16 protein-coding genes are annotated in these 19,472 nt (G+C 57.3%); 7 read left to right on the top strand and 9 right to left on the bottom strand.

Features of this window, described 5'->3' with window-relative positions; translation table 11 throughout:
- Positions 1–66: 66 nt before the first annotated feature.
- Complete coding sequence (locus THINI_RS06465) at positions 67–1,704, top strand: alpha-D-glucose phosphate-specific phosphoglucomutase (RefSeq protein ID WP_002707852.1); 1,638 nt, start codon at positions 67–69, stop codon at positions 1,702–1,704.
- Here the strand turns inward: THINI_RS06465 and mnmH are convergent.
- From mnmH to THINI_RS06430, 7 genes are all read right to left on the bottom strand, one after another.
- A complete protein-coding gene (mnmH, locus tag THINI_RS06460; protein ID WP_050988004.1) occupies positions 1,697–2,827 on the bottom strand; it encodes a tRNA 2-selenouridine(34) synthase MnmH in 1,131 nt (376 codons plus the stop codon). The two genes, THINI_RS06465 and mnmH, sit on opposite strands and share 8 nt — an antisense overlap.
- 3 nt (positions 2,828–2,830) lie before the next feature.
- Positions 2,831–3,871: a selenide, water dikinase SelD gene (selD, locus tag THINI_RS06455; protein WP_002707850.1), complete on the bottom strand. Its 1,041-nt coding sequence runs from the start codon at positions 3,869–3,871 to the stop codon at positions 2,831–2,833.
- 80 nt (positions 3,872–3,951) lie between these two features.
- Complete coding sequence (locus THINI_RS06450) at positions 3,952–4,923, bottom strand: sugar transferase (protein WP_002707849.1); 972 nt, start codon at positions 4,921–4,923, stop codon at positions 3,952–3,954.
- Positions 4,924–5,114: 191 nt separating this feature from the next.
- Positions 5,115–6,335 (bottom strand): type II secretion system inner membrane protein GspF, encoded by a 1,221-nt coding sequence (gene gspF / locus THINI_RS06445; protein WP_002707848.1) that lies wholly within the window; start codon positions 6,333–6,335, stop codon positions 5,115–5,117.
- The gene (gspE, locus tag THINI_RS06440; RefSeq protein WP_002707847.1) at positions 6,335–7,858 is read right to left on the bottom strand and encodes a type II secretion system ATPase GspE; all 1,524 of its coding nucleotides are present in this window, start codon (positions 7,856–7,858) and stop codon (positions 6,335–6,337) included. The genes gspF and gspE overlap by 1 nt, the downstream gene beginning before the upstream one ends.
- Positions 7,855–9,963 carry a type II secretion system secretin GspD gene (gene gspD / locus THINI_RS06435; RefSeq protein ID WP_002707846.1) on the bottom strand — a complete coding sequence of 703 codons (2,109 nt, stop codon included), beginning with the start codon at positions 9,961–9,963 and terminating at the stop codon, positions 7,855–7,857. Before gspD ends, gspE begins: the two co-directional genes overlap by 4 nt.
- An 18-nt stretch (positions 9,964–9,981) precedes the next feature.
- A complete protein-coding gene (locus THINI_RS06430) occupies positions 9,982–10,749 on the bottom strand; it encodes a hypothetical protein (RefSeq protein WP_002707845.1) in 768 nt (255 codons plus the stop codon).
- A gap of 266 nt (positions 10,750–11,015) precedes the next feature.
- Here THINI_RS06430 and THINI_RS06425 point away from each other — a divergent pair, with 266 nt between their 5' ends.
- Both THINI_RS06425 and THINI_RS06420 read left to right on the top strand, forming a co-directional pair.
- Complete coding sequence (locus tag THINI_RS06425; RefSeq protein WP_002707844.1) at positions 11,016–12,185, top strand: UbiH/UbiF/VisC/COQ6 family ubiquinone biosynthesis hydroxylase; 1,170 nt, start codon at positions 11,016–11,018, stop codon at positions 12,183–12,185.
- A gap of 38 nt (positions 12,186–12,223) precedes the next feature.
- On the top strand, positions 12,224–13,126 hold the full coding sequence (locus THINI_RS06420) for an alpha/beta hydrolase (protein WP_002707843.1): 903 nt from the start codon (positions 12,224–12,226) through the stop codon (positions 13,124–13,126).
- A 252-nt stretch (positions 13,127–13,378) separates the two neighbouring features.
- On the opposite strand, the gene THINI_RS06415 is transcribed toward THINI_RS06420, so the two are convergent.
- Entirely contained in the window at positions 13,379–13,978 is a 600-nt protein-coding gene (locus tag THINI_RS06415) for a hypothetical protein (RefSeq protein ID WP_245536580.1), read from the bottom strand.
- 132 nt (positions 13,979–14,110) lie between these two features.
- Positions 14,111–15,976 (bottom strand): gluzincin family metallopeptidase, encoded by a 1,866-nt coding sequence (locus tag THINI_RS06410; RefSeq protein WP_002707840.1) that lies wholly within the window; start codon positions 15,974–15,976, stop codon positions 14,111–14,113.
- Between the two features lie 238 nt (positions 15,977–16,214).
- On the opposite strand from THINI_RS06410, the gene ubiH reads away from it, so the two are divergent.
- The 4 genes from ubiH to THINI_RS06390 all read left to right on the top strand — a co-directional run bounded on the left by ubiH (position 16,215) and on the right by THINI_RS06390 (position 19,457).
- Positions 16,215–17,429, top strand: coding sequence for a 2-octaprenyl-6-methoxyphenyl hydroxylase (gene ubiH / locus THINI_RS06405; protein WP_002707839.1), 1,215 nt, complete (start codon positions 16,215–16,217; stop codon positions 17,427–17,429).
- Positions 17,429–18,043, top strand: a complete 615-nt coding sequence (locus THINI_RS06400; RefSeq protein WP_002707838.1) for a 2OG-Fe(II) oxygenase — start codon at positions 17,429–17,431, stop codon at positions 18,041–18,043. The genes ubiH and THINI_RS06400 overlap by 1 nt, the downstream gene beginning before the upstream one ends.
- An 84-nt stretch (positions 18,044–18,127) precedes the next feature.
- Positions 18,128–18,931, top strand: coding sequence for a serine O-acetyltransferase (gene cysE, locus THINI_RS06395; RefSeq protein ID WP_002707837.1), 804 nt, complete (start codon positions 18,128–18,130; stop codon positions 18,929–18,931).
- 55 nt (positions 18,932–18,986) lie between these two features.
- Positions 18,987–19,457, top strand: a complete 471-nt coding sequence (locus THINI_RS06390; protein ID WP_002707836.1) for an Rrf2 family transcriptional regulator — start codon at positions 18,987–18,989, stop codon at positions 19,455–19,457.
- The last annotated feature ends 15 nt before the right edge of the window (positions 19,458–19,472 follow it).

Raw genomic sequence — 19,472 nt, 5'->3', positions numbered from 1 at the left:
GTACGGCTGCGATGCTGTGCAGACAATTCCTGATCCTAACAAAAACCAACTGGCAAGCGTACTCCCATGACTATCCAGATAATCAAGACCACACCTTTTGATGACCAAAAACCCGGTACTTCCGGTTTGCGCAAGAGCGTCAAACAGTTCAAGAAGCCGGATTATCTGCAAACTTTTGTACAAGCCATTTTCAATACCCTGGACAACATTGGGGGTAGCACCCTGATCCTGGGTGGTGACGGGCGTTATTTTAATCGTGAGGCCATCCAGATCATTCTGCGGATGGCGGCGGCAGCAGGTTTTGGGCGGGTCATCTTGGGGCAGGGGGGCATACTGTCGACCCCGGCGGCTTCCAACCTGATCCGCAAGTATCAGGCGGCGGGTGGCATTATCCTGTCAGCCAGCCACAATGCAGGTGGGCCGGAAGGCGATTTTGGCGTCAAGTTCAACGGGCCGAACGGTGGGCCAGCGCCGGAAAGTATGACCGAGGCCATTTTTGCTGCGTCCAAACAGATTCAGGAATACCACATTGCGCCGATCCAACCTATCCCTGTTGACAAGCTGGGTAGCTATGAACTCGCTGGCATGAAGATCGAAGTGATTGATTCCGTCAGTGACTATCTGGCGCTGATGGAAACCATTTTCGATTTCAACAAGATTGCTGCGTTGCTGCAATCCGGCAAATTCAAGATGCGTTTTGACGCCATGCACGCGGTGACTGGCCCTTATGCGCACAGGATTCTGGAACAGCGCCTGGGTGCTCCGGTTGGCACGGTTATTCATGGCCAGCCGCTGGCGGATTTCGGTGGCGGCCACCCTGACCCCAACCAGGCGCACGCCAAGGAGCTGATGAACCTGCTCTACGCCCGCAATTCGGAGATTGATTTCGGCGCAGCCTCGGATGGCGATGGCGACCGCAACATGATCCTCGGCAAGCGCTTTTTCGTCACACCCAGTGACAGCCTTGCGGTGCTGGCGGCGAATGCCACATTGGTTCCGGGCTACCGTAACGGTATTGCCGGGGTGGCGCGTTCCATGCCGACCAGCCAGGCACCAGACCGGGTAGCCGCCAAGTTGGGTTTGGCTTGTTATGAAACGCCCACCGGCTGGAAATTCTTCGGCAACCTGCTGGATGCAGGCAAAATCACCCTGTGCGGCGAAGAAAGCTTCGGCATCGGTTCCGACCATGTACGCGAAAAGGATGGGCTGTGGGCAGTACTGTTCTGGCTCAACCTGCTGGCGGAAAAGCAGGATTCGGTGGAAAATATCGTGCGTAGCCACTGGGCTGAATATGGCCGCAATTACTATTCCCGCCACGATTACGAAGAGATTGAGCTGCAAGACGCCAATGTGCTGGTCGATGCCTTGCTGGGGCAGTTGCCCTCACTGGCAGGCAAACAGTTCGGTGCATTGACAGTTGACAAGGCAGACAGCTTTACCTACACCGACCCGGTGGATGGCTCCGTCAGCAAGAACCAGGGTATCCGCATCCTGTTTGCCGATGGTTCGCGCATCATTTTCCGCCTGTCCGGAACTGGCACACAAGGCGCAACCCTGCGCGTCTATCTGGAAAAATACGAACCGGATGCCAGCAAGCATGATCAGGATGTGCAGGAAGCGCTGGCGGATCTGCTCGCCATTGCCCAGCAGGTCGCGCGGATCGAGGAATTGACCGGGCGCGAAGCTGCCGATGTGATTACGTAATGTTTTGATCCCGCAGGTATTCCCGCACATCGGCTGGTGAACCGCTAAACACCAGTCGATGTTGTTTCTTACTGATCTGGTAGTCATACATCGGGTCGTAGTAATCCAGCAGTATAAAGCGTACCCAATCGTAATGGGCTTCCGTTGAACCTGTAGCGGCTTGTTGTTCCAGCGCTGTCTGCATAATCTTGCGTACCTGCTGGTAACGTACCCCGCCCAGCCGCCGCTGGATTTTATCCAAGCTGCCCAGCAGGTAGGCGCTGTACGCAGCAAAGCCAGCCTCGGCGTTACCATCAGCAAGCGCGGTGAATGCTGCATGATTATCCACCACATATTCCTGATAACTGATTTCTACCCGTTCTTCATCCGCTACCTGCATCAGAACGAGCGGCGCATTCCGCAAAACGTTGAAAAAAATCTCGGGAATATGCACCGAACCAATCATGCGGCTTTCATCTTCAAACAGCAGTGCGCTTTGCCCTTGATGTAATTTGCGCATGATGGCTATGGCCAGCGCATTTTCAAAATGGATCTGGGTGGGCTGGGGGGTCGGTTGCGTGCCGAATGCCGAACCACGGTGGTTGGCGAATGCTTCCAAGTCAATCTGTTGCTGGAAAGTGCGCAGGAAACGGGTTTTGCCCGAGCCGGTGCGCCCACTCAGAATCACGGGGCGAAGTTGCGCAGGTAGGCTTTCCAGCTGCTCCAGCAGGAAACGGCGCATGGCCTTGTACCCGCCTTGTACACGTGGGTAGGCAATGCCGGTCTGCTCGTACAGCCATTGCTGGGAAGTGCGCGAACGCAGCCCACCACGGAAGCAGTACAGTACACCTTCAGGATGCTGGCGGGCGAAAGTTTCCCAGGCGTTGACCCTTGTTGCCTTGATGTCACCGCTGACCCGCTGTAAACCCAACTCGATGGCGGCGTTTTGGCCGAGTTGTTTGTAGCGCTTGCCGATGGCGTCGCGGTCAGCGTCATTCATCAGTGGCAGGTTGGCGCTGTGCGGGAATGCGCCCTCCCGAAATTCAACCGGTGCGCGCACGTCGATCATGGGCAGGTCTTGCAGGAACAGTGCCTGCAAATCTTCCACGACCGGTAAACCTTTGCCTGCTGAGGATAGGGGCATGGTTTATTCGACCGTGATCAAGGCTGCGCCAGCGACGGCTTCGCGTAGGTAGCCGATGGGTTGCAAATCCAGACCCGCATCGTGGCAGGTCATCAGGAAATCCGCCTCACCAGCAGGGTCAACTGCCGCCAGCAGGCCGCCACTGGTTTGTGGGTCGCAGATGATTTGCCGCTGGCGCTCATTCATGTCACCTAGTGCATAGCCATAGCTGTCGAAATTACGCTGGGCACCGCCGGGGGAGCAATCCTGTTCCAGATAGTGGTGGATATTGGGCAGTACGGGAACCTTGTCGAACTGGATGACAGCCTGCAAGCCGCTGCCTTCGCACATTTCGCGCAGGTGGCCGCCAAGGCCGAAACCGGTTACGTCGGTCAGTGCCCTGACGTGTTCCATAGCGCCAAATTGCGCGCCGATAGTGTTCAGGCGGCACATGGCATCAATGGCGAGGTTGGCGTGTTCCGGCAGCAATACCTTGCGCTTTTGCGCCGTGGTGAGGATACCGATACCCAAGGGTTTGGTCAGGAACAGCTTGTTGCCAGCTTTAGCGGTGCTGTTCTGCTTGAGGCAGCGGGTTTCGACGATGCCGGTGACTGCCAGGCCGAAAATGGGTTCGGGGGCATCGATGCTGTGGCCGCCAGCCAGTGGGATGCCTGCGTCCTGGCAGGCTTTGCGCCCGCCTTCCACCACTTCGCGCCCGACTTCCGGCGGTAGTTTATCTAGAGGCCAGCCGAAAATGGCAATTGCCATGATTGGTTTGCCGCCCATGGCGTAGATGTCGCTGATGGCGTTGGTGGCGGCGATACGCCCAAAGGTGAATGGGTCATCGACAATCGGCATGAAGAAATCGGTGGTGCTGATGACGGCAGTGCCGTTTCCAAGGTCATAAACGGCGGCGTCATCGCGGGAACTGTTACCCACCAGCAGGGCGTCACAAACATCGGCGGGAAGCTGGCTGTGCAGGATTACATCCAGTACGGCGGGGGCAATCTTGCAGCCACAGCCAGAGCCGTGGCTGTATTCGGTCATGCGGATAGGGGTGTCCATGCGCGGCAATCCTTGTCAGGGTGAAGGGCAGCATGATACGGGAAAATCCGTGCTGCCCTCAACCGCTTGATCGCAGCGGTTCACACCCCCTGGCCTGTCACCACGATCTGGATGGTTTTCAGCAGGATTTTCAGATCCAGCCACACGCTTTGATGTTTGAGGTAATACATGTCGTGCCGGTGTTTGTGCATGGCGTCTTCGATGGAAGCACCGTAGGTATGACGTACCTGCGCCAGCCCAGTGACGCCGGGTTTGACCATGTGGCGGAAGCGGTAGAACGGGATGTGCTTTTCCAGTTCGCGGATGAAGACTTCACGTTCCGGGCGTGGGCCAATCAGGGACATGTCGCCTTTCAGCACATTAAACAGTTGCGGCAACTCATCAATCCGGGTACGGCGGATAAACTGGCCGACTCGGGTCACGCGGCTGTCATTGCGGGATGCCCAGCGCGCACCATTCTTTTCCGCATCTTCGCACATGGAGCGGAACTTGATGATGTCGAATTCGCGGTTGAATAATCCGGTACGGCGTTGGCGGAAAAATACCGGCCCGGGTGATTCCAGCCGGATAGCCAGCGCGGCCAGTATCCATATCGGCAAGGTTAGTGCCAGCAGGCTGGTCGCCATGGCAATGTCCAACAGACGCCGTTGCCATTGGGTTTGCCGGTGCAGCTTCCGGTGCAGCAGGTTGCTTTCCAGTAAATAGTCACCGTGCAGCAATTCAACTTCCACAAATTGCAATTGCTGGTCGAGGTAATCCAGCAGGGCATTGACCTGACCACCTGCGCTGGCGGCATTGACTAGAAAGGCGAGCTGTTTACTGCTTAACTCTGAACGCCGGTAAAAGCAGAAGGTTTTTCCGGCATATTCATGGATATTATACTGGTTAACGAGATGAGGAATGCCGTGACGGTTAAGTACCTCGGTTATGTGGGTTACGTCGTATTCAGGCGCATAGATATACAGGATGCTGGGGGCAGCCTGCTTGCTTGATTCCCCTTCCTGAAAGAAAGAAGCTGCTGTCAACCGAAACGCTAGGCTTGTATCTGACATGACGTTTGCTCCACATGTGGATCGCGGGATTACGGAGAAATCCCAGCGGTCATTATTTTTGATATTCAATAAAAAATTTATTGTTTGCGATAGGAGCACTATGCGACTGTGGAGCGATCAGCCTCAACGCAATGACTTATAATCGCAGCTATTTAGCTGACGAAATGCGTGATCAGGGTAAGTAATGGCACTTAGTGCATTATTTGAGACATGCCGCCCATGACAGGAAGCATAATGGAAAGGACAATCATGGTGACAATACCGCCCATCACCAGAATCAGGCCGGGTTCGAGCAGGCTTAACATGGTGGCAACTTTGGTCTGGACTTCGCGTTCCTGCTGGATGGCGGCGCGCTCCAGCATTTCATCCAGCTTGCCGCTGCCTTCACCGCTGGCGATCAGGTAGATCATCATCGGCGGGAAGTAGCCGGAACGTTCCAGCGCCTTGTGGATCGGCATCCCTTCGCGCACCCGTTCGGCGGCTTCCAGTACCGATTCGCGCATGGGGATGTTGATGACAACTTCTGCGGAAATTTTCATCGCATCCAGCACTGTCACGCCGCTGCTGTTGAGGATGCTGAAGGTGCGGGCAAAGTTTTCGGTATTAACACCGCGCACGATACGCCCGACCATCGGCAGGCGTAACAACCACTTATGGTAGCGGCGTTTCCAGACGGGGCGTTTGAGTAACCAGACAATACCGGCAATCAGCAACAGCACGCCGATCAGCAGTGCTAACCCGTAATGTTGCAGGAATTCACTGGCGGCGATCAGCATCCGGGTCAGCAGGGGTAGTTCAATGTCCAGCGTGGCGAAAGCATCCACCACTTTTGGCACCACAAACCGCAGCAGGGCGGATACCACGCCAATGGCTACCACCAGCAACACGGCAGGGTAAGCCAGCGCGGTGGTGACTTTTTGCTGGTTATGCTGGCGGTTTTCGGTGTAATCGGCCAGCCGCTCCAGCACTTCGGGCAAGTGGCCGGACTGTTCACCTGCGCCTACCGTCGCCCGGTACAGCACCGGAAATGCGCCGGGAAACAGCCCCAGTGCGCCTGCCAGCGGATGCCCTTCCATCACCCGCGAACGGATGGCAGAAAACATGCGGCGGGCAGAGTTGCGTTCGGTCTGGCGCACTACCGCGCCGAGGGCTTCTTCAATCGGGGAACCGGCGCGCACCAAGGTGGCCAGTTGGCGGGTCATCAATGCAAGATCGGCAGGGTTGAGGCGTCCACCACCCAGAAACGAACGGCTTTCAGCCTTTTTCTGTTTTTGCGCGACTTCGTTGACTTCCAGCGGGATCAGGTCACGATTACGCAACAATTGGCGTACTTGCCGGGGGGTATCGGCTTCCATGATGCCGCGCTCTTCCTTGCCGGCGGCATTGAGTGCGAGGTATTCATACGCAGGCACTAATGGGAATCCTCGCGGGTGACACGCAACACTTCATCCAGCGACGTGTTGCCTTCCAGCACCAGCCGGATGCCATCCTCGCGGATGCTGGGGCAGGTCTGGCGGGCATAAGCTTCCATCTGCATTTCGCTGCGGCGGTCGTGGATCATCTGGCGCAGGCCGTCGTCCAGCTCCACCAGCTCGTAGATACCCAAACGACCGACGAAGCCCCGGTGGTTGCAGGTGGGGCAGCCGACAGGTTTGTAGAGGATGGGGCGCTGGGAACCGGGCGTATTCTGAAGGCGCAGGATTTGCATTTCGCCATCATCGGCGGCGGCTGGCTGCTTGCATTCGGGGCATAACAACCTCACCAGCCGTTGGGCGATCACCCCCAGCAGGCTGGAAGCCAGTAAATACGGCTCCACGCCCATGTCCTGCATCCGCGTGACCGCGCCAATAGCGGTGTTGGTGTGCAGGGTGGAAAACACCAGATGCCCGGTCAAACTGGCTTGCACGGCAATTTCGGCGGTTTCCAGGTCACGGATTTCGCCCACCATCACCACGTCCGGGTCTTGGCGCAGGATGGCGCGCAGGCCGCGGGCAAAGGTCATGTCGACCTTGCTGTTGACCTGGGTCTGGCCAATGCCGTCGATGTAGTATTCGATCGGGTCTTCTACCGTGAGGATGTTGCGGCGCTGGTCATTCAGATGGGTGAGGGCAGCATACAGCGTGGTAGTTTTCCCGGAACCGGTCGGGCCGGTGACGAGGATGATGCCGTGCGGTTTTTCGATCAGAGCTTGCAGGCGGGCGTAAATGCGTGGCTCCATGCCCAGATGCGACAGGTTCAGGCGGCCTGCCTGCTTGTCGAGCAGACGCAATACCACCCGTTCGGTATGGCCGGAGGGCAGGGTGGAAACGCGCACGTCCACGCCCCGCCCGGCAATGCGCAGCGAAATGCGCCCATCCTGCGGCAGGCGTTTTTCGGCGATGTCCAGCCGTGCCATGACCTTGATGCGGGAAATGATGATGGGGGCAAGCTTGCGTGGCGGTTCGATGATTTCGCGCAGGATGCCATCGACGCGCATCCGCACCGACATGCGGGTTTCAAAGGTTTCGATGTGGATGTCGGAAGCGCCTTCCTTGACCGCCTGGGTGAGCAGGGCGTTGATCAGGCGGATAATGGGGGCGTCGTCTTCCGATTCCAGCAGGTCTTCCGGCTCGGGCAGGGAACCGGCGATGTCCTGCAAGTCGGCATCGTCGCCAATGTCCTGCATCATGGACGCGCCAACCTGGCTGCGGTCGTAATGGGTGGCCAGTAGCCGGTCGAAGGTTTCATTGTCGACTGGCTGGAAATACAGGTCACCGCTGATCAGCCGTTGCACTTCCGCTAGCGCCAGCGGGGCAACGCCGCTGCGGCACAACACTTGTGGATGTTGCCCGTTGGTTTGCAGCAACACGCCATGTCGTTTGGCGAAACTGTAGGGCAGGTTCAGGGGTTCTGTGGCCTGTGGCTCCGGGCTATTGGCGGCTTCCCTGTCGCTCATAGCGTCCCGTTACAGAACGGGTCTGCCTTGTTGCATTGGGTTTGCTGGGTCTTTTTGGCTGGTGCGCGTGGCGGCGGCGGGTTGTGCAGGGCGTCAGCCGTGCCATTGCTGACCTGGTTCATGTCCGGTGGCAGGGTGGATGCGCCTTCGGCCAGTGGGGTGCGTTGCAGTACCTTGCTGCGCTGTTGTTGCTGTTGCATGGTGTGGTATTTCATGCGTGTGTAGGCGTCGGCGGATTGCCCATCCGGCAGGATGACGGGGTGGATGAACACCATCAGGTTGCTTTTGGTTTTGTTGGTGGTGTTATTGCGGAATGCGCCGCCCAGTATGGGGATGTCACCCAGCAGTGGTACCTTGTTTTCGGAATCACGGTAATTGTCCTGGATCAGGCCACCCAATACCAGAATCTGCCCATCTTCCACCATGACGTTGGTGGCTATGCGGCGTTTGTTGGTGATCAGGTCGGCAGCGCCGGTGCTGCTGGAAGCCAGGGTGGAGGATTCCTGTTCAATCTTCAGGTTGACGGTTTCACCCCGGTTGATCTGCGGGGTGATCTTGAAGGTCAGGCCAACATCCTTACGTTCGATGGTGGTGAATGGGTTGGTGGTAGTGTTGGCGGCACTGGTGGATTGGCCGGTGATAAAGGGTACTTCCTGGCCGACGGTGATTTCCGCTTCCTCGTTATCCATGGTCACTAGGGTTGGGGTGGAAAGGATATTGGTGGCGGCGTCGCCTTTGAGGGCTTCGACGATCGCCCCGAAACTGTTATTGCCGCCCCCCATCAGGAAACCGTTGGGGACTCCAGTCAGGGTGCTGGTGGTAACGCCGCTGTACAGCCCCGCTAGGGTGTTCAAACCGCCAAAGTTGCTGTAACCGACCGCGCCGTTACCGCCATTGTTGGCACCGTTGGATATCAGGGCTGCCCCAATTTGGTTGGACAGGTCGGTGGAAACTTCCGCGATGACCGCTTCCACCAGTACCTGGGCGCGGCGGCGGTCAAGCTGGTTGATGACCGCGATCATGTTCTTTTGCAAGGTAGGCGGGCCGCTGATAATGACGGAATTACTGCTCTTATCGGCCAGTACCTTGACGCCGCCGGAAGTTGCGCTGACCGCACCTTGCCCGCTTCCGCCAGCAGCGGCAGCGCCCGAGCCTGGTGGGGTGTAGCTGTAATCGTAATATTGCCCACCCCCGCTGCCGCTATACTGTTGCAGGTTGGGCGCGACGCCATTGAGGACGTTTACCACGTCTTCTGCCTTGGCGTAACGGAGCTGGATGACTTTGGTATCGCCTTCGATGGCGCGTTTCACATCCAGCCGGATGATGGCTTTTTTCATGCGTTCGCGGGTTTGCTTGTCGCCGGAAATAAGGACGCTGTTGGTACGTTCATCCGCTGACACCTTGCCGGTGGCGGGGATGACGCCACCACCAGCTGCCGCTGCGCCGCCGGACATCAGCCCTTGCAGGGTGGAGGCGACTTGCGAGGCGACTGCGTATTCCAGTGGAACTAGCTCGAAATCTTCGTTGTTGGGCTTGTCGACGCTGGCGATGACATCCAGCAGGCGCGCCACATTCTGCGCCTTGCCTTTGATGACCAGTGAATTGCTGGCCTGGTTGGGCAGGATGCTGGTTTCACCCTGACCACTGAGCGGCATCAAGGTCTGGATGGCGGTAGTCACGGGGATGTAATCGAGGTTGACGACCTGGGTGATGGTTTCATCCGCATCGCTTTCGGTGGCGTCCGCCACCAGCGGGGCGACGTTGCCGCGCGCCTTGCCGGAGGGGACAATCTTGATCAGGTCGCCGGATTGCACTGCTTCGTAGCCGTGTACCTGTAACACTGACAGGAAGGCTTCGTATAGGCCATCCTTGTCCAGCCCGTTACCGGAAATGAAGGTTACTTTGCCGCGCACCTGCTGGTCGACGATGAAGTTCTTGCCGGTACTCCTGGCCACGATGTCGATCAGTTGGCGGATGTCGGTATCCTGCAAGTTGATGCGGGTAGCCTCTTCGGCCTGTAAACCGGCGCTAGCTGTCAGCAGCCACAGGGAGCAGGCAATGACCCCGGTGGAAAGGAAGGATTTGAACCTGTTATGCGATTTCATTAACAACCTGTTGTCCGTTTACTGTCGGCTGGCGGCGATTTCACGCAAGGCCGGAACTTCCAAACCCGCACCATCGGCAATTTGCAAGGCACGTTGCAACCGCGCGGGCGCGCTGCGCCCCATGCACTGGTGCTGGGGGTCGCCCTCAAATGCGGTCAACATGGCTTGCAACAGTTCCTCATGATCCAGCTTTTGGCCGGTCAGGTGTTCCTGCAAGGTATGGATGTCGCTTGCAACTGCGCGCACCAGAGGTTCGTGGTTTGCCCAAAGGCCGCTGACATTGCCCCCGACTTTCAGCCCTGCAATATTGCTTGTCAGGATGTAGTAGTTCTTGCGCACCAGCTCGAATAATAATTGTTCCTGATCATGCACCAGATACGCGGGAATATCCAGCGCATTCAGGCTGCCGGTTAACAGTTCGGCATGTTCGCCGTAAACCGGGGAGGGAACCACGATTTTGACATCCTGCCCCTTCTTTTTCTCGAACCAGACCGAAATCACGGTGGGGTTAGCCAGGCCGTGACGTTGCCAGTCGGCGGGTAGCAATTCGTTCTGGATCAGGGCGACGCGGGGTTTCCAGGCATCGGGGAGGTTTGCCAGGGTCGGGTGCAGATCGGTCTCACCCACGGCGGCGATGACGACGGCAGGCTCGGGGATGTGGCTGCATTGTGTTTGCATATCCATATCGCGGGTAACTGGGTAAACGGGATGCCCGGTGCGCAGGAAGCCGCGTGCGAAGACTGCCCCGATTTCCCCGATACCGATAATGACGACTGGATCTTTCACGGTTTTGCCCCTCGTTGTTGATGGTTGACAAGCGCACTGAGTCTAGCCAACCTGACCGGTGCTCTCAAGTCACCTTGCCAAATAACCACGCTGATTTATGGGGTATGCCCAGTATTTGCTACGGTTCATCGAGATTCATGGCTGTCTTCATCTCCTGACGGTGAACAGGTAAACTCAAACTTCCTGGCTCACTGTATGCTGGGATCAAGCAGCTGTTTCAGGCTCATTTCATATTGGAAAAGGCTCCGTCTGAAGAAGGATCGAACATGCCAACACAATACGATGTCATCATTGCCGGTGGTGGAATGGTAGGTTCCACGCTGGCTTGTCTGCTGGGCAATGTGGGTTTGCGCGTGGCTGTGCTGGAAGCGCATCAGCCACAGGCGTTTTCCCCCTCCGACCCTTATGACTTGCGGGTATCCGCCATTAGCCGTGCCTCGCAACGGGCATTGGTCAATGCCGGGGCATGGGTTGGCGTTGCAGCCCGCCGCGCTACGCCGTATGAAGCCATGTTCGTGTGGGATGCGACCGGCGATGGTGAAATCCGTTTCGATGCTGCCGATCTGGGTGAGCCTGATCTTGGGCATATTGTCGAAAACCGGGTGATTCAGCTGGCCTTGCTGGATGCCATCAACGCACAGGCAAACGTTGACCTGTATTGCCCTGACAAGCTGGCTACTTTTTCTGTCAACCCGGACGCCATTGAGGTAACCCTGCAAAGTGGCACGGTGTTGCAGGCAAAGCTGTTGGTGGGGGCGGATGGGGCACAATCCGAAGTACGCCAGCTTGCTGGTATCGGGCTGGAAACCAACGACTACGGTCAGAAAGGGCTGGTTTGCGTGGTGCAAACCGAGTTTCCCCATCAGGAAACAGCCTGGCAGCGCTTTATGCCAAACGGCCCGTTAGCCTTTCTGCCATTAGGGGGCGGCTCCTGTTCAATCGTCTGGACGCTACCTGCCGACCGTGCCGATGCGCTGGTGATGCTGGATGAAGCCAGTTTCTGCCGCGAATTGGCGCAGGCGCTGGATTATCGCTTGGGTGAAATCACCGCCGTTGGCGAACGCGCTGCTTTTTCCCTGCGTGGCCGCCATGCCGAGCCTTATATTCTGGAACGCATCGCGCTGGTGGGGGATGCCGCCCACACCATTCACCCGCTGGCGGGGCAGGGCGTCAATTTGGGCATCAAGGATGCGGTGGAACTGGCGGCGCAGATCCACCAGGCGCACGGCGACATCGGCAGCCTGCGAGTCTTGCGCGCCTACGAACGCGCCCGCCGGGGCGACAACGTGCTGACCCAGAAAGCGATGGAAGGCTTCCGCCTGTTGTTCGGCAACACCCTGACGCCGTGGAAAATTCTCCGTAATTCGGGGTTGAATCTTGTCAACCGCATGGGTTTCCTGAAATATGAGATGGCGAAGCGGGCGATGGGTATCTAAACTTCGTCAGCACGACAAAACAATTTCCGGAGGAAACCATGAAGCCCTTGAGTCGAGTTGCCAGCATTATTCTGTTGCCGTTGCTGACGGCATTTTCCAGCCTTCACGCCGAAGAAGTCACCGTCAAGCAGGGTGACACCACCTTGCGTGCCGATCTGGAACTGGCGGAAGGTAAAACCGTCAAGGATGGCGTCATCATGATGTTGCATGGCACGTTGGCCAACAACAAGATGGAAATCATGCAGTCTTTGGCTGGCCTGTTAAAGGAAAAAGGCTACAACACCCTCAGCGTCAACCTCAGCTTCGGCATCGACCAGCGCCCCTCTGAAATGTTGGATTGCAGCATCGAACATAAGCACAAACACGAAGACGCCGTGACCGAACTGGATACCTGGATGAACTGGCTGAAAGATCAGGGCGCTGGCAAAGTCGCGTTACTCGGGCATTCCCGTGGCGGCAATCAAGTTGCCTGGTACGCAGCCGAAAAAGATACCGGCCTGCTGGAAAAAGTGGTGATGGTAGCGCCAGCCACTGCTGATGCTGACAAGACCAGCAAGGAATACGAAGAACGCTACAAAAAGCCGCTGGCGGACATCATGGCCGAAGCCAGCAAACTGGTGGAAGAGGGCAAGGGTGAAATCCCGCTGGAAGTCCCTGGTTTTGTCTATTGTGAAAACGCCAAGGCGACGGCTGCCAGTATCGTTTCTTACTATAGCGACGACGAACGCAAGAATACCCCTAACCTGCTGCCTAAAATCCATAAGCCGATGCTGATTGTGGTGGGGTCTGAAGATGATGTGGTGGCTGATTTGCCCGCCAAGCTGGCAGGCGTCAAGCAGGATAACCTGACGGTTGAGACCGTGGATGGCGCGGATCATTTCTTCCTTGATCTGTATGCCGATGAGTTGGCCGACAAGGTGGCTGGGTTTATTGCCTGGTAATGCTTACCGGGAAGTGGGTTTTGTTGCCTACTTCCCACGCCTGTATCGAATCCGCTACACTCTGGAAAACGATAATTGCGACGGATTCACACAATGAAAGTGTTTAGGCTACCCATATTCCTTGTTCTATTCCTGATTTCCGCCTGTTCCGGGTTGCCGGGGCAGACCGGGCCGGAAGAAGAGGAGCAACGTCCCCTCACTATTTTGGTCATCAACGGTTTTTGCAGTTTTACAACTTATTGCTAACTTGCGTTAAGCCATGTCCGGTGGTTGTAGGAAACCCAGCCGTGCAATCACTTTCTTGTAGGTGCTGAGGATCTCGGGCATTAACACCCGCTGGATGTAGTCCAACACCCATTTGCGGTCACGCGGGCCAAGCGCTTCGGCGATGAAGTTGCCGAACATCAACCCCATGGAAAAGCCCGGTTCCTGCCCGACCTTGCCCCAGGATGTTTCCGCATAATCACCCATGCGCTGGTTCAGCTTGTTGATGAAGGGGTTGCGGTAATCGCCGGGGCCACCAAAATCACGTGCATTATCCTGCACATGGTCAGCAATTTTCAGGGCGAACGTAGTGATCAGGGCGGCGCGGTCTTCGTCATTCAGCACGTCGTGGGCAATGCGGTCGAGTACGTGGATCATGAACGCCATGATTTCTTCCATCACCATCACCCGCTGCATTTGGGTGTCGGTCTGGAAGTTTTCGTTTTCGATTTCCAGCAGCGCCTGCATCCCGACTTTCCAGGTATTGAAGGCCAGTACGCCGACGGTATCTTCCAGCGAAACTTCACGTTCCTGTTTGTTCCATTTGGTTTTCAGGCGGATGCGCACGATTTTTTCCTCTCTTGGCATGGATTGGGGCGCATTATAGGGAATCCCGCCACGAAAAGGCGAATAGTGCGGTAAATGCTACTGCTTAAGGGGCGTCTTTCTCGCTCCCCCTCTCCCTTTGGGGGAGAGGGGGCTAGGGGTGAAGGGTTTTCTTCAATCCACCTTGAACGGGAACCCCCCATGCTTGCCAGCAATGCCCAGCAAGTGCTCTTTCAAATGGCAACGGTGGCGGATCAGCCTGCCCGCGCCGCTGGATTGCCTCACCACTTTGAACGGCAGCGCCAGTTCACCGCTCGGCAAGTGGCCGTGGGCATCCACCAAGCCGTCGCGGTATGCCCGCAGCGCCCGCCGGTTGATGCGGACGAAACGGTTTTTTGCCCGCCGCACCATGCGCGCGCCGACGCTATCGCCTTCTGGTGGGATATCCCCCCCGTCTTCTTCCGGGGTAATCCACAGGTCAGGGTCGGTGGTGAGCTGGATGTCGTTCCAGTCTTCATCCATCACCAGTGTGCCGCCTTTGAGGATACTGACCATGCCCATGGCAAAGCCGCCGTCCGGGGTGGGGAAGCAGGATTCCTGCAAGGTTTCATAGGTGAAATACAGGTAGCGCTCGGTTACGCTTTTGATGCCGGCTCCGCGCTGTTCACCGGCGGCGTCAAGGGTGCGGCTGACGGTGCTGACGCGGGCGTTGAGGATGCGCGCGCCTTCGCCGAGCGGGATGCGCAGCGCGTCGGCATTCTCGTAAACGGCTTGCATCAGGGCGGCGTTACCGGCATGGGCGGGTTCTTCCAGCTGTGGGCCGAGGCCACCGGGGGCGCTCAGGTCAATGTCTTCCGACCACAACATGCGGCGCTGGAACACTTCCTTGGCAACCTCACGCGGATTGGCATCGTCCGGGAACAGGCGGGCGTCAGCGTTGTACAGTACCCGTGCCAAGGTCAGCAAGGTAACGCCGGTGGGGGGGACATCTTGCAAGGCGCGCAGCATCATGCCCTTGACCCGTTCGCTGGCTTTGACGATGGCGTCGTAGAAGGTGTCAAAGTTGTTGCGGACTTCTGGCTGGGCGTAGAAGGCTTCAAATTCGGGGGCGCGCGGCTGTTTGAGGGGAGCTTGTTGCATGATGTCCATCTGTACGGCTGCCCGGTTGGTGGTGGGCGAGCTGGAGAGGGTTTCCATGACTTCGGGCGACAATGCCTGTTTTACCAGCGTGGCGAGGATTTCATACAGCGCGGCTGTCCAGACGGTGGAGCGGTCGTGGATTTCCCACGGTGCTTCGTCATAATTGGGGCCTTTCAGGGCGGAACGCAGGAACGGGAAGCTGACGCCCCACAGGCCGATGCCAAATTCTTCTGCCAGTCCGCTGGTCAGGTTGGGGTTCATCATGTCGCCACCGGATTCGGCAAACAGGCGTTCCACTACCGGCTTGTGGCTGAGGGCGGCAAACAGGGCAACCAGGTCGCCAAACGATTCGTGCAGCGCGCCGGTATCGACTTCCTCGGAAAAGATGAAATCCGGGCGGAAGGAATCGAGGATGGCGTGCCCCAGCTCGTGCGTTACCACGTCGTGGGACAGGCAGGTCCAGATGGGCGCACGCCGGAACGGCGAGTTGAACGAGCCGAAATTGAGGGATGGCGACATCGGGTCATAGTAGGCATTGGCATCATTGAAAGCGTGTGGGCGGATTACCAGTGGCGCGTTGTTTTTCCACTTCATCTCCCGACCGATGGCGCGTTCCACCAGCTCCAGTGTGTGTGCTGCCACGGCAAACACATTGACCTGGTGGAACTGGGGGTTGTCGATGAAATCGCCTTTGACGTTCATGGTGGCGAAAGACAGGTCGGTATTCGCCCAGTCCAGTCCCTGATAGAGCGGGTTATCCCACTCATCAGCGTCGCGCACCGTCAGTTTGCTGGAGCCCATTCCGGCAAGGTAGTCAGTTTCCAGTGAAAACAGGTATTCCTGATGCAGGTCAGGCACGGATGGATCTTGCAACAACATGCCCATTTGTTTGTTACGCATGGGGTACTTCCTCTCGCTTGGGGTTGGTGTGAACAAGTGAGCCTCTAGCCTATGCTGGAAATGTCGACAAGGTAATCACTTGAACCGGGTATATTTCGCGCCCCTCTGTTACGAAATATGCTATGGGATTCTTGTCTCTTTATCTGGATTATATATCGTTTTATCGGAAATGCAGAGTGCTTGACAGGTGACCAGCTTTACCCAACGATGGGTGCATGATTCCAGTGGGAGAAACGGGATGTTTGATGTCTTGATCGTGGGTGGCGGCATGGTGGGCGCAAGCTTGGCAGTGGCGCTCAAGCCCTTGCAGCTGAAAGTTGGCCTGATCGAAGCATTCAACTTTGGGGTGGCGGAACAGCCCAGCTACGATGACCGTTCCATTGCGCTCTCGTATGGTTCCAGCCGCATCTATCAGGGCATGGGCTTGTGGGGCAAGCTGCGTTCTGGTGTGGAAAGCATTGAGCACATCCATATTTCCGACCGTGGGCATTTCGGCGTTACCCGGCTGGAAGCCCGTGAGGAAAACGTGCCTGCACTGGGTTACGTGGTGGAAAGCCGGGTACTGGGCAAGCTGCTGTACCAAGAGCTGGCAGAGGGTGACGTTGAACTGATCGTTCCGGCCAAGGTTTTTCAGGTGGAACAACTGGCTGACCGGGTGCAGGTCAGCATTGAACGTGAGGGTGTGGCCGACACGCTGGAAACGCGCCTGCTGGTGGTGTCGGATGGGCGCGATTCCGGCGTGCGCGAAGCCTTGGGGATCGAAACCAGCCGCCGTGAATACCACCAGACTGCGCTGATTGCCAATGTCACCACCGCCGAACCGCACCGCAATACCGCCTACGAACGTTTCACCTCCAATGGCCCCTTGGCTTTGCTGCCCCTGACTGAAGGGCGTTATTCGCTGGTCTGGACGCACCGTGATGAGGATGTTGCCGCTACCCTGGCGCTGGATGATGCAGGTTTCCTGCATCGGTTGCAGCTGGAGTTTGGCTACCGGCAGGGCATGTTTACCCGGGTTGGGCAACGCGCCGCTTATCCGCTGGTGTTGCAGAAAGCTGTCCGGGAAGTGGCGGGGCGCGCGGTGGTGATCGGTAATGCTTCCCACGCGCTACACCCGGTATCGGGGCAAGGTTTGAACTTGGGGCTGCGGGATGTGGCGCAACTGGCGGAGTTGCTGGCGGAGGCGGCGTTGGTGGGAGGTGACCCCGGAGCGGCGGAATTGCTGGCGCGTTACCAGACGCTGCGGGAACCAGACCAGCAGGGAGTGTTGCGCTACACCGATACGCTGGTACGGGTATTTTCCAACGATTTTGCGCCGTTAGCTCATGCACGCGCGGCGGGGTTACTGGCGGTTGACCGGATTGCGCCGCTGCGCCACTGGAATGCGCGGCAAGGCATGGGGATGCGTCAACAGCAATCGCGGCTGGCGCGTGGGCTGGGGCTGAAACGCTGATGGAAGAACAACTGGAGCGGATTGCGGATGCCTTGGCTGACACAGGGTGGATTGTATTGCCGAAATTTTTGTCGCTGGGCGATGTGCGCGAATTGCGGACGCAAGCCCAGGCACAGTGGCAGGTAGGAGGGTTTCACGCCGCCGGTATTGGCCGTGGGCAAGCGCTGAATATCAACGAAGCGGTACGCAGCGACCAGGTGCAGTGGCTGGAGCGCGCCAGCAGCGGGGCGTTGGCTGATTACCAGGCTTTCATCGAAGTACTACGCCAGAACCTTAACCGCCTGTTGTACATGGGCTTGCATGAGTTTGAATCCCACTTTGCGGTGTACCCGCCGGGGGCTTTCTACAAACCGCATGTGGATAATTTTCGCGGAACCAGCGCCCGTTTGCTGACCGCAGTGTTGTATTTGAATGAGGGTTGGCAGGAATGTGACGGTGGGCAATTGCGGTTTTACACCTCCGGCGACAATGGTGGCGATTACCTCGATATATTTCCCCATGCGGGTACGCTGGCATTGTTCCTCAGTACCCGTTTCTGGCACGAAGTGATGCCTGCCCGGCGGGAACGTTTCAGCATTACCGGCTGGCTGCGGGGGCGGGGTGGGGCGTTGTAATGACCGCCAAACCCCACGATTGGCGTCAAACTGCCGATGCAGGCATACTACGCAACCTGATTCCGCAACTGTTTGAGGCGTCGTATGTTTAGCCGCATCCGCGAAGACATTTACTGCATTTTCGAGCGTGACCCCGCCGCCCGCTATGTCTTTGAAATCATCACCACGTACCCCGGCATCCATGCCATTATTATTCACCGCATCAGCCATTGGTTGTGGGAGCAGGGTTTCAAATGGTTCGCAAGGGTGCTATCCAATGTCGCCCGCTGGTTCACCGGGATTGAAATCCACCCCGGCGCAACCATTGGCAGGCGTTTTTTCATCGACCACGGCATGGGCGTGGTGATCGGCGAAACGGCTGAAATTGGCGACGATTGCACCCTCTATCACGGCGTTACCCTGGGCGGCACCAGTTGGCAGAAAGGCAAGCGCCACCCCACGCTTGGCAATGATGTGGTGATTGGCGCGGGCGCGAAAATCCTCGGCCCCATTACCTTGGCCAACGGTGCGCGGATTGGCTCCAACGCGGTAGTGGTGAAAGATGTGCCGGAAGGCGCTACTGTCGTTGGCATTCCCGGCAAGGTGGTCACGCCGCGCAAACTGCATGAAAAGCGCCGCGAGGAAATCGCCCAGAAAATGGGTTTCGACGCCTACGGTGCGACCCAGGACATGCCTGACCCGGTAGCCAATGCTGTCAACCGGATGCTCGACCACATCCACCAGATGGATGAACGCATGGATAAATTGTGCGAGGAAATACACCGGCTGGGCGGGGTTCTGGAAGTGACGCCGTTGCCGGAACTGGTGGCGGAAGGTTTTGGTGAAGAGCAGGCTGAAGGTGGTATTTCTGGCTCATCCAAAAGGGATAGTCAAAACCCTAATACTTGACTAGTTTTGTCGGGTATTGTTAGGATGACTTCATCCTGAATGGAGAGCATTGATTATGAAATTGACGACCAAGGGACGTTACGCGGTGACTGCGATGCTGGATTTGGCGCTGCACAATGGCGAAAACCCTGTATCGCTGGCTGAAATATCGGAAAGGCAGGATATATCACTTTCCTACCTGGAGCAACTGTTTGCCAAGCTGCGCAAGGCCGGTCTGGTGGTTAGTATGCGCGGGCCAGGCGGTGGTTACCAGCTCAATGGCGCGCCCGAAAATATTGTGGTTGCCGACATTATCAGCGCGGTTGATGAGCATGTGGATGCCACCCGTTGTGGCGGCCTCGGCGATTGCCAGGACAACAAGCGTTGCCTGACCCATGATTTGTGGATGGATTTGAGCAACCAGATTCGTGTGTTCCTGTCCGAAATTACCCTGGCGGACATGACTTCACGGCTGGACGTGCAGGAAACCGCCGACCGCCAAAACCGCAAGCGCATTGATTTCGTCTCCCATTCACATTCCCACTAAAACGCCAGTGCAGGA

This window comes from Thiothrix nivea DSM 5205 (assembly GCF_000260135.1).
Taxonomy (GTDB): domain Bacteria; phylum Pseudomonadota; class Gammaproteobacteria; order Thiotrichales; family Thiotrichaceae; genus Thiothrix; species Thiothrix nivea.
Note: the sequence above shows the minus strand (reverse complement) of the source record. Positions and strands in the feature narration are given on the sequence as shown.